This is a genomic window from Neobacillus paridis (genome assembly GCF_016765675.1).
In the GTDB taxonomy this organism is placed as follows: domain Bacteria; phylum Bacillota; class Bacilli; order Bacillales; family Cytobacillaceae; genus Neobacillus; species Neobacillus paridis.
In genome coordinates this window covers 1-10,333 of the sequence record NZ_JAESWB010000153.1, presented here as the reverse complement: position 1 = coordinate 10,333, position 10,333 = coordinate 1, and the positions used below count along the sequence as shown (strand labels likewise).

Here is a 10,333-nt window from a genome sequence, read left to right as displayed (position 1 = left end):
ATTAGGCACGCCGCCAGCGTTCGTCCTGAGCCAGGATCAAACTCTCCAATGAAGTTGAGTTGATATAGCTCATAAAATTTAACGTTGGCTTCATTTCGTTAGAAATGAATGATTATTGTTGACGTTTTTGTTTGTTTAGTTTTCAAAGAACAAAAATGTATCGCTCAAGGCGACTATATTATTTTAACACTTTAAGTTGTTTTTTGTCAACAACTTTTTTATCGTCGTTTTAGCAGCGACCTTTAAAATATTACATGATTTTAGAATAACCGTCAATACTTTTAAAAAAAAAATGAAAAACCGCTGTGTGGAGCGGTTCTTATTAAATAACCCATTGCTGAATCGCCACTAAAGCAAATAGGCCTGGAATTCCAAGAAAGCCTGAAACAGCAGATGTAATAAAATTAATCGGCACATGAATTCCATATTGATTTCCTGCAACATTTAGGAAGAAGAGAAATAATGCTCCGATAATTAATTTAATCGCAGCTTGACCAACAAGTCGGGCTGATTTAAAAGGCGCTCCAAATAACAGCATTAAAATAACCAGACCGCCTAAAACAGAAATCACATAAATTGGTTCCAAGAAAGCAGTCCTCCTCCAAAGATTACTTTACTTCATGCTATGTACAAGTTGTCTTCAATAGACCTAAAAAAAGTCTGGAGCGAAATGTCCAGACTTCCTGAGGGTGGGGGACTCTTTCCCCCCTATCTTCTTAATGAGATCTTCCTTTGTTTTGCCTCTTTCAAAAGAAAGATATATTTCGCTTCTGCGATTTTTGCTTGAACAATGACTTCGTCTGATGGATCAAAACTTTTTTCCAGCAGCAGTTTTTCCTGCTGCCATTTTTCTTTATGTTTATTTAACTGAACTAACAGCTTCTCATCAAACTCTCTTCGAAGCCACTCTTTCCGCCGAAAAAACATGACTAATCCTCCCGGGATATTCAATAATCAATCTTATTATAATTCACGCCGGCCCTCTAGTGCTTTTGATAAAGTGACCTCATCGGCATATTCAAGATCGCCGCCTACTGGAAGCCCATGAGCAATTCTTGTTGTTTTAATTCCTGACGGCTTGATTAACCGGGATATATACATCGCCGTGGCTTCCCCTTCAATATTTGGATTGGTTGCTAATATCACTTCCTGGACTGTCTCATCCTGGAGTCGTTTAATTAAATTGGGAATATTAATATCCTCAGGACCAATGCCATCCATAGGTGAAATCGCCCCATGTAAAACATGGTACAACCCATTGTAATCCTTCATTTTTTCCATTGCTATCACATCTTTTGGATCCTGGACTACACATATTATGCTCTTATCCCGGCGTTCATCTTCACAAATATAACAAGGATCTTGATCGGTAATATGGCCGCAGACAGAACAATAGGTTAAATTACGTTTGGCATTAACCAGCGCTTTTGCAAAGTCAAGGACCGTATCTTCCTTCATGCTTATGACGAAAAAAGCCAGCCGGGAAGCGGTTTTTGGACCAATTCCAGGCAGCTTCATAAAACTATCAATTAACTTTGAGATTGGTTCAGGATAATGCATTTTCTTTTTCTCCCTACATAAAAAGCAAAAGTGCCCGTAACCGTTGTAACCACGGGCACTTTTGCTTTGCTTTTTATTGCCCAGCCTCAGCGCCTAAGGGCTCGAGGTCAAATAACCTTCGGCAATAAAAGTCAAAGAACCGACTTTTTTGCCGAAGAACATTTGCTTGTCGCCCTTAATCAAGCCGCTTCCGCTTTTCTAATTAAAATGGTAAATTTAATCCTTTTGTAAATTGTCCCATTGTATTGTTTGTCAACTCATCCGCTTTTTTAAGAGCGTCATTGACCGCTGTCAGCACAAGATCTTGAAGCATTTCAACATCATCAGGATCAACCGCCTCCGGCTTAATTTGGACATCTACGACTTCTTTATGCCCTGTTACAACTACGGTAACAATCCCGCCTCCGGCTGTTCCTTCAATTTTCTCCTGGCCTAATTGTTCTTGTGCTTCTGCCATTTTCTTTTGCATTTTTTGCATTTGCTTCATCATATTTTGCATGTTTCCACCACGCATCATAAGCTCTCGCCTCCGTATTTTTCATCTTTTAATTTCGGTTCAATTGAGCGCTTTAAACGCTTTTCTTTTTTAATCAATAATTTCTACAAATTCAGCACCAAATAATTTCTTTGCTTCGGCAATATGAGGCTCTTCCTCGGAGGAATATTGTTCACTGCTTCCATCATCTCGATTGTAGCTGTCGTGAAGGAAATTTTCACGAATCGTCAGCCATTGTTCTTCTGGAACACCTAACAGTAAGAAACGCTTCGATGTTAATTTAAACAGCCCTGCCGCAACCGCTTCGAGAAAATCATGACGGTTCATCGCCATTTGGCAAATCATTTCATGCTTGAATTTTATAATAATGGCCGTGGCTGAAGCCGCAACCGGTTCCGCTTCATTTAATAAGGCAGCATGGGATTTCAGCAGGTTCCCCAGCATTTCACCCCAATTTGCTTTCACCAGATTTAAATCACTTTTTGTTGCCTGCTTTAAGACTTCATTGATTTTTCCAAGCGGCGGCTGAAAAGCATTCCTTGATGCTCTATGAACAGGTTTCTGCGGCTGTGGTACGGCCTCGTGAGCAGTCTGAGACACACCCATAGTTTTTAATTGCTGCAACTCCTGTTCAAGCTGGTCAATTTTTGATAATAATTGTTCAATAGCTCCTGATTGTTGAAGCTGCGGTGGTGCTGTCTCCAATTGACAGAGCTTAACAATCGCCACCTCCAAGAATATTCTTGGGTGGTTCGTCCATCGCATATCCTGCTGGATTTTATTCAAAAAGTCAATCAGCTGATAGATTTCCTCAATCGGGACTTCCTCCGCCATTTGTCGGAATTCATCATCAAGCATAACCCGTTCTAGTGACTCTTCCAGTTGGGGTGCTGTCTTATACAGCAGCATATCCCGATAAAAAAGAATCAAGTCCTCAATAAAACGGGCGGGGTCTTTCCCATGAAACAACAACTCATTTAAGGTCTCAAGGCCCTGTACCACATTTTTTTCCTTTATTGCCCGGGCCAGTTTATTTAAAAAGCCTTGCGAGACGGCCCCTGTAACGGTCAGCGCATCTTCAAGCGTTACCCGCTCCTGGCTGTAGGATATGGCCTGATCCAATAAACTTAGGGCATCCCGCATGCCGCCTTCAGCACATCTGGCAATCATTTGCAAGGCCCGTTCTTCACAATCAATCCCCGACTCATCAGCGATCAATTTCATTCGATCAACAATCGAGGATGCCGTAATTCTTCTAAAATCAAAGCGCTGGCAGCGGGAGATAATTGTCAATGGAATTTTATGCGGTTCCGTTGTCGCTAAAATAAAGATAACATGCTTTGGCGGTTCCTCTAATGTCTTCAGCAGAGCATTAAAGGCGCTGATTGACAGCATATGCACCTCGTCAATAATGTACACCTTATATTTGACGGCAGTTGGCGCAAATTTGACCTTATCAAGAACATCACGCATCTCTTCTACCCTGGAATTGGAGGCTGCGTCAAACTCTAACACATCTGGAATGGTTCCATTTGTTATTCCATGGCAGGCAGCACACTCATTGCATGGTTCCGCTGTAGGCGCGTGTTCACAGTTAATCGCCTTGGCTAATATTTTCGCTGCACTGGTCTTTCCTGTTCCTCTCGGTCCGGAAAAAAGATAGGCGTGAGAGATTTTTTGTTGAAGTAAGGCGTTTTGTAATGTCTTTGTCACATGTTCTTGTCCAACGACATCAAAAAACGTTTGCGGACGCCAAACACGATATAACGCTTGATATGCCACAAGACACCGCCTCCTTCAAAAATTTTTCATCCTTACCATTATAACGTATTCACATACTATTTTCCAAAGAGTTCACAAAAAAACTCACCCCAATTCTGAGGTGAGTTTGATTTAGGTAATATGTAATAACTGCCGTGCACCTTCCTTCGACTGACACCCATAGGCGTTACTTAAGCAGTTAGCTCGGCCCAGGCACCCCTGCGGCACATGGGAGCGTCCACTTAATGCTGCTTCCTTCCGGACCTGACATGGTTCATGGATTCCCATTGCGCAGGACCCAGGCGTCAACACCACTTACTTAAGGCAGGCCCTACAGGATATCAGCCTCGGGAAGGGATTCAGTCCCGCTAGAGCGGATTGCGGGTACAGGGCACCGCTACCTCCCCACCTAGCACGGCAAAGTTGATACCAAATATTTAATTGCGTCGTATCTGACGCCTTTTTAGTATACAAACAATTGCGGAAAAATGCAATTGTTATTGACTGTCAATTTCTGTAAGTGTTGCTGTCTGCAACAGCTTTTTCTCCTGCTTTTTCCGCGCTCTGATTTTTTTAAAAAAATTTGACAGCATCTCGCTGCATTCTCCTTCAAGCACGCCCTTCGTCACTTCACACTGATGATTGAAGCGTGAATCCTGGAGCAAATTCAGCAACGTTCCGGCACAACCGCCCTTAGGGTCAGCCGCACCGTATACGACTCGTTTGACTCTTGATAAAATAATTGCTCCAGAACACATTGGACATGGCTCAAGCGTCACATACAGGGTTGTATCCTCGAGCCGCCAGGAGCCTTGGGCCCGGCAAGCTTGATCAATCGCCAGCAGTTCAGCATGAGCCAGAGCATTCTGCTCGCTTTCCCGCAAATTATGTGCCCGGGAAATAATTTGACCTTGATGAACAAGGACGGCACCAATCGGCACTTCGTCTATGCTCTGCGCCTTTTTCGCTTCCTCCAACGCCTGTTTCATAAAAAATTCATCATCTTGTAATTCCATTCAGCCCAAACCGCCTTTACAAGAGTTTTAAATTTATCACATTATAACATGAATTCCCTGCTGCTCTCATAGAATGGTTGTAGCGTATGTGTGCTTTTAGGAGGGAATAAACATGCAAATCCATGTTGTCAGAAGAAATGAGACTTTGACGACGATCGCAAGAACGTTTCATACTACGGCTCAAGATATTACCGAAGCAAATGATTTGCCCAATCCTAATAATCTCGTCATCGGGCAGGCCCTCATCATTCCAATTGTTGGCCGCTTCTATTTTGTACAGCCGGGAGACACCCTTTTTTCAATTAGCCAAAAGACAGGTGTCCCGTACCAGCAGCTAGCATCGATTAATCAAATCCCCGTGAATCAGCCATTGCAAGCCGGCCTCAGGCTTTACATTCCCGAGGGACGAAAAAGAAATGCCGAGTTTAATGCTTATGTTGAGCCGCGCGGCACCACTGTCGCTCCGGTATTGGAAAGCAGCGCCCGTGAAGCGGCACCCTATTTAACCTATCTAGCGCCATTCAGCTTTCAAGCACGCCGCGATGGGACGTTGAAAGAACCTTTGCTGAATCAATTCCCGGCGATTGCCAGAGCCAACCGCAATACATTAATGATGGTCATTAATAACCAGGAACAAGATCAATTTAGCGATGAACTTGGGCGGATTTTGCTCAATGACATGAACATCCAAAATCATTTTCTTAATAATATTGTTGCCACAGCAAAAAAATACGGCTTCCGCGATATTCATTTTGACTTTGAATTTCTGCGCCCAGCTGATCGGGAGGCCTATAACCGCTTCCTAAGGAAGGCTAAACAAAGATTCCAGCGAGAAGGTTGGCTGATGTCAACCGCTCTCGCACCGAAAACGAGTGCCACACAGAAGGGGTTATGGTATGAGGCTCATGATTATCGGGCCCATGGGGAAATCTCCGACTTTGTCGTCATCATGACGTATGAATGGGGCTATAGCGGCGGCCCGGCAATGGCCGTATCGCCGATTGATCAGGTAAGACGAGTATTGGATTATGCCATAACAGAAATACCATCAACTAAGATCTTAATGGGGCAGAATTTGTATGGCTATGATTGGACTTTGCCCTTTGTTCAGGGGACCGTAGCCAGAGCTGTCAGCCCGCAGCAGGCGATTCAGCTTGCTGCTACCCATAATGTCCCGATTGAATATGACACGAAAGCGCAGGCACCGCATTTCCGCTATAGAGATGCAGCCGGAAAACAGCATGAGGTCTGGTTTGAAGATGCCCGCTCGATTCAGGCGAAATTTGATTTAATTAAACAACTAAATTTACGGGGCATGAGTTATTGGAAACTTGGTCTGGCCTTTCCGCAAAACTGGCTCTTAATCGTGGAAAACTTCAATGTGACAAAACATTAATCCTAAAGATGATGTGGAAAGCTTTTTAAAAGAAAGGATTTAATATTAAAGGGAGCTATTTATGCAATCCTTCATTCCGTTATCACGATACTGCCATTATACGGCAGTTTTTTTACAAAAAATTCCATACCCCTTCCTACTGTAGATTATGATAAAATATACTTTGCATGTAAAAAAGTGTCGCTTTTTGGAACTCGTTGTCAAATATTGATCATGGTTAGGAAGATTCCAGCTGCCGAGTCTCGTATACTAAAAATATAGCGAGGTCGGGAGCAGTTAATCGATAGGAGTGCAGCCGTAGGAGAAGGAGGAAAATACATGGGGGAGATACCCTTTATTACCGTTGAAGGGCCGATTGGTGTAGGAAAAACATCTCTTGCCAAAGCCATTTCAAAGCAATTTCAATTCGCGCTATTAAAAGAGATCGTCGATGAAAACCCCTTTTTAGGAAAGTTTTATGAAAACATTGAGGAATGGAGCTTCCAGACGGAAATGTTTTTTCTCTGCAATCGCTTTAAGCAATTAGGGGATATCAACACCCATTACTTAAGTAAAAACCAAGCAGTGGTCGCTGATTATCACATCTTTAAAAACTTGATTTTTGCAGCGCGTACATTAAACAAAGAAGAATACAAAAAGTATTATAAGATTTATCAAATTTTAACAGAAGATATGCCAAAACCAAATGTCATTATTTATTTAAACGCCGGTCTCGATACGCTGCTAAACCGGATTAAACAAAGGGGACGCGAAGTGGAAAAAAACATCAGCCCACTTTATTTAGAACAGCTGTCTTTGGACTATGAACAAACGATGACAGTGTTTGAAAAGGAACACCCGGAAATACCGGTTCTCCGCTTTAACGGCGATGAGTTTGATTTTGTTAAAAATCCACATGACTTACAATTGATTATCCTAAAATTAACAGATGTACTAAAATCAGCAGCTGGACAAACAAGCTATAGAATTGGGGGATGTTCGTGAGCATCGTGATTGGCGGTATGATTGGTCTTGGGAAAACAAGTGTTGCTGACACATTGAAGGCACACTTCACACAAAAGGGGATTGAGAGCAAAGTATTTTACGAAGCGGTTGATGATAATCCAATTCTTCCCCTTTATTATGAATTATCACCGGAAGAATTAGATGCCAAAAGAATTCCGTTCTTGTTGCAGCTTTTTTTCTTAAACAAACGCTTTAAAACTGTCAAGGACTGTGTCACCTGGAGAAATCCGATTTACACGATTCAGGACCGCTCGATTTATGAAGATTGGTATTTTGCCTATGTCAACATGAATCTGGGCAGGATCTCCAACCTGGAGTTTAAAATTTATGAAGAGCTGGTTGATAATATGATGGAAGAATTGGCACAGCTTCCGAAAAAAGCCCCGGATTTAATGGTTTACTTAAAGGGCTCCTTCGATACGGTACTTGACCGCATTATGGCCCGCGGCCGCAGCTTTGAGATCAATCCCGAGCTGAAGGAGTACTATTTTGAAGTCTGGAAGGGCTATGATGAATGGGTCATGAATCGATATGATGCCAGTGAGGTACTCATTATTGACATGGACAAAACCGATGTGGTGAATAACGAGGCAGACGCCCAAAAGGTTTGCCGCGATGTCGAAAACAAATTAAATGAAATTCTTTTTACATCTCGAGCACATATTGGCTAATCCAGTATGTGCTTTTTTTAGAACCTAAAGGTGATGGCGCAAATGACGTTTCGATGCCATGAAGCGGTTTGCCATTTCAATGGTGCACTACTCTCTTACAGCACTTGCCTCTATTCTTTGCAAAAAAAAATCCGCTACAATCGCTTGTAACGAATTTTTATCTCCAGTTTTTATGCGCGATCAGAATAAATATGGCGGAGGAAGAGGGATTCGAACCCCCGCGCGGTGTAACCCGCCTGTCGGTTTTCAAGACCGATCCCTTCAGCCAGACTTGGGTATTCCTCCATAACAACATGTGTTAATTTATCATAAGTTTTACCTCAATGTCAACTACATGATGAAAAAAATATCCGGGCGGATGATCCGCCCGCTTTAAAATATTGGGAATATATTCAGGATACGTGACCGCCCGGCTCTTTTTTACTACTTTTAATTAACCTTCATCCCGCCAGTCTCTCACTTTTACAACGGCTTAATAATCTCGCGGCCGCCCATGTAAGGACGCAGTACCGTCGGAATGATGACACTGCCGTCTTCCTGTTGGTAGTTTTCCAAAATGGCAGCGACCGTACGGCCAATCGCAAGACCGGAACCATTTAATGTATGCAGATGCTCAGGCTTTGCTTTCGAATCGCGGCGGAAGCGGATATTGGCCCGTCTTGCCTGGAAGGCTTCGAAATTACTGCAAGAAGAAATCTCGCGGTATGTTCCGTAACTAGGCAGCCACACCTCGATATCATATTTTTTAGCAGCGGTAAAGCCTAAATCAGCGGTACACATGCTTAATACATGATATGGCAGCTCCAACAGCTGTAATACCCGCTCTGCATCATTGGTTAGTTTCTCCAGCTCTTCATAGGAGTCTTCCGGCTTCACGAACTTAACCAGCTCGACCTTATTGAATTGATGCTGGCGGATTAGACCTCGGGTATCACGCCCAGCTGATCCTGCCTCTGAACGGAAGCAAGCACTGTAGGCCGCATATTTAAGCGGCAGATCATCACCGCTGAGTATTTCATCACGGTGTAAATTGGTTACAGGCACTTCAGCAGTTGGAATTAGGAAATAGTCTTCACTTTCAATTAAGAAGGCATCTTCCTCGAACTTAGGCAACTGGCCGGTTCCCGTCATGCTGGCTCGGTTTACCATGTATGGCGGCAGTACTTCGGTATAACCATGCTCATCGACATGCAAATCGAGCATAAAGCTGATTAAAGCACGCTCAAGCCGGGCACCAAGCCCTTTATAAAACACAAAACGGCTTCCAGTTACTTTAGCGGCACGTTCAAAATCCAGGATTCCCAGTTTGTCGGCAATTTCCCAATGGGGTTTTGCTGCAAAATCAAACTCACGAATATTGCCCCATTTTCGAATTTCAACATTGTCATCCTCTGAATCGCCGACTGGAACACTTTCATGCGGAATATTAGGAATGCTTAATAACAAGTTTTCTAACGTTTCCTCAACGTCCCTAAGTTCATCGTCGAGCGTCTTAATTCGATCACCGACTTCCCGCATTTCTTGGATTAAGTGGTCAGCATTCTGCTTCTCACGCTTTAACGCAGCAACTTGCTGTGAAACTTCATTACGCTTCGATTTCAGCTGTTCAGACTCCACAATTAACCCACGTCTTTTTTGATCCAGTTCTTCAAACCTGTCTAAATCCGTTAAATCTTCACCACGATGCTGTAACTTTGCTTTGACTTCAGCAAAATTGGCCCTTAAAAATTTTAAATCCAGCATTTGTTCAGACACTCCTTTATTTTTAAATTTGGGATACCTGCAAGTTTGAACGATATTTCTACAGTTGTAAAACAACATATCTGCAATTTTGCCCAATATATTTGCTGCATTGTACGACAAATCTGCAGTTCAGAAAAATAAAAAACTCCCGCCCCAAAACAGGGACGAGAGTTACCCGCGTTACCACCCTGGTTGACAGTAAAAAAACTGTCCACCTCGAAAAATTAACGGTTTCTGCCGAAGGTATTTACTGGCCCTATTATGAAGCGTTCCATACCTTGCTCGAGGAGGGATTCACAAAGATCATTCACCGGTTTACACCAGCCACCGGTTCTCTTGAGAATAAATCTCTTGTTACTAGTTCCTCTCATTGCTTTATCATTATAATTGATTTTGTATTCTTAACTGTACTATATTTATGAACCAAATGCAACCTGCTTATACCGCTTGGTTTGAGTCAAGTATTTGTGGGCAGTTTTTTTATCCCCACAGAAGTGAAAGCGGATTCACTTATTTAGAGTGCTCTCTTGATAGAAAATTTGTCTTTTTTAAAAACCCGCCAACTCTTTTAATGCTTTGTACACTGGAATATTCGCCTTGCCTTTTAGGTAAAGGATATTATCCCTTGTAGCTTCACCAATCGTGCTTTTCACCTTTTCCACATAATGTCTCGGGGGGGTCTTTT

Annotated in this window: 10 protein-coding genes, 1 tRNA gene, 1 other RNA gene and 1 other annotated feature; of the genes, 3 read left to right on the top strand and 9 right to left on the bottom strand. The window is 42.7% G+C overall.

Annotated elements, in window-relative coordinates:
- Positions 1-322 precede the first annotated feature (322 nt).
- The 7 genes from JK635_RS08440 to tadA form a co-directional block, all read right to left on the bottom strand.
- Positions 323-586, bottom strand: coding sequence for a pro-sigmaK processing inhibitor BofA family protein (locus JK635_RS08440; RefSeq protein ID WP_202653516.1), 264 nt, complete (start codon positions 584-586; stop codon positions 323-325).
- Positions 587-708: 122 nt separating this feature from the next.
- Complete coding sequence (locus tag JK635_RS08435; protein ID WP_202653515.1) at positions 709-927, bottom strand: YaaL family protein; 219 nt, start codon at positions 925-927, stop codon at positions 709-711.
- Positions 928-963: 36 nt separating this feature from the next.
- Entirely contained in the window at positions 964-1,560 is a 597-nt protein-coding gene (gene recR / locus JK635_RS08430; RefSeq protein WP_202653514.1) for a recombination mediator RecR, read from the bottom strand.
- 202 nt (positions 1,561-1,762) lie between these two features.
- Positions 1,763-2,074 carry a YbaB/EbfC family nucleoid-associated protein gene (locus JK635_RS08425; RefSeq protein ID WP_202653517.1) on the bottom strand — a complete coding sequence of 104 codons (312 nt, stop codon included), beginning with the start codon at positions 2,072-2,074 and terminating at the stop codon, positions 1,763-1,765.
- A 72-nt stretch (positions 2,075-2,146) separates the two neighbouring features.
- Positions 2,147-3,838 (bottom strand): DNA polymerase III subunit gamma/tau, encoded by a 1,692-nt coding sequence (dnaX, locus tag JK635_RS08420; protein WP_202653513.1) that lies wholly within the window; start codon positions 3,836-3,838, stop codon positions 2,147-2,149.
- 132 nt (positions 3,839-3,970) lie between these two features.
- Positions 3,971-4,235, bottom strand: an RNA gene (gene ffs / locus JK635_RS08415) — signal recognition particle sRNA large type.
- Between the two features lie 79 nt (positions 4,236-4,314).
- A complete protein-coding gene (gene tadA, locus JK635_RS08410) occupies positions 4,315-4,833 on the bottom strand; it encodes a tRNA adenosine(34) deaminase TadA (protein WP_202653512.1) in 519 nt (172 codons plus the stop codon).
- Between the two features lie 112 nt (positions 4,834-4,945).
- Between tadA and JK635_RS08405 the strand changes: the two genes are divergently transcribed.
- From JK635_RS08405 to JK635_RS08395, 3 genes are all read left to right on the top strand, one after another.
- Positions 4,946-6,229, top strand: coding sequence for a LysM peptidoglycan-binding domain-containing protein (locus JK635_RS08405; protein WP_202653511.1), 1,284 nt, complete (start codon positions 4,946-4,948; stop codon positions 6,227-6,229).
- A gap of 318 nt (positions 6,230-6,547) precedes the next feature.
- A complete protein-coding gene (locus JK635_RS08400; protein ID WP_202653510.1) occupies positions 6,548-7,213 on the top strand; it encodes a deoxynucleoside kinase in 666 nt (221 codons plus the stop codon).
- Positions 7,204-7,905: a deoxynucleoside kinase gene (locus tag JK635_RS08395; protein WP_202653509.1), complete on the top strand. Its 702-nt coding sequence runs from the start codon at positions 7,204-7,206 to the stop codon at positions 7,903-7,905. Before JK635_RS08400 ends, JK635_RS08395 begins: the two co-directional genes overlap by 10 nt.
- A 192-nt stretch (positions 7,906-8,097) precedes the next feature.
- Here JK635_RS08395 and JK635_RS08390 read toward each other — a convergent pair.
- Together JK635_RS08390 and serS are read right to left on the bottom strand one after the other, a co-directional pair.
- Positions 8,098-8,190 (bottom strand) — tRNA-Ser (locus JK635_RS08390).
- A gap of 177 nt (positions 8,191-8,367) precedes the next feature.
- On the bottom strand, positions 8,368-9,648 hold the full coding sequence (gene serS / locus JK635_RS08385; RefSeq protein WP_202653508.1) for a serine--tRNA ligase: 1,281 nt from the start codon (positions 9,646-9,648) through the stop codon (positions 8,368-8,370).
- Positions 9,649-9,805: 157 nt separating this feature from the next.
- Positions 9,806-10,028: a binding site (T-box leader), on the bottom strand.
- Positions 10,029-10,333 lie beyond the last annotated feature (305 nt).

Coding starts and splice junctions, on each gene's coding strand:
- JK635_RS08435 (WP_202653515.1), bottom strand. CDS start 927: ATGTTTTTTCGGCGGAAAGAGTGGCTTCGAAGAGAGTTTGATGAGAAG.
- recR (WP_202653514.1), bottom strand. CDS start 1,560: ATGCATTATCCTGAACCAATCTCAAAGTTAATTGATAGTTTTATGAAG.
- JK635_RS08425 (WP_202653517.1), bottom strand. CDS start 2,074: ATGCGTGGTGGAAACATGCAAAATATGATGAAGCAAATGCAAAAAATG.
- tadA (WP_202653512.1), bottom strand. CDS start 4,833: ATGGAATTACAAGATGATGAATTTTTTATGAAACAGGCGTTGGAGGAA.
- JK635_RS08405 (WP_202653511.1), top strand. CDS start 4,946: ATGCAAATCCATGTTGTCAGAAGAAATGAGACTTTGACGACGATCGCA.
- JK635_RS08400 (WP_202653510.1), top strand. CDS start 6,548: ATGGGGGAGATACCCTTTATTACCGTTGAAGGGCCGATTGGTGTAGGA.
- JK635_RS08395 (WP_202653509.1), top strand. CDS start 7,204: ATGTTCGTGAGCATCGTGATTGGCGGTATGATTGGTCTTGGGAAAACA.
- serS (WP_202653508.1), bottom strand. CDS start 9,648: ATGCTGGATTTAAAATTTTTAAGGGCCAATTTTGCTGAAGTCAAAGCA.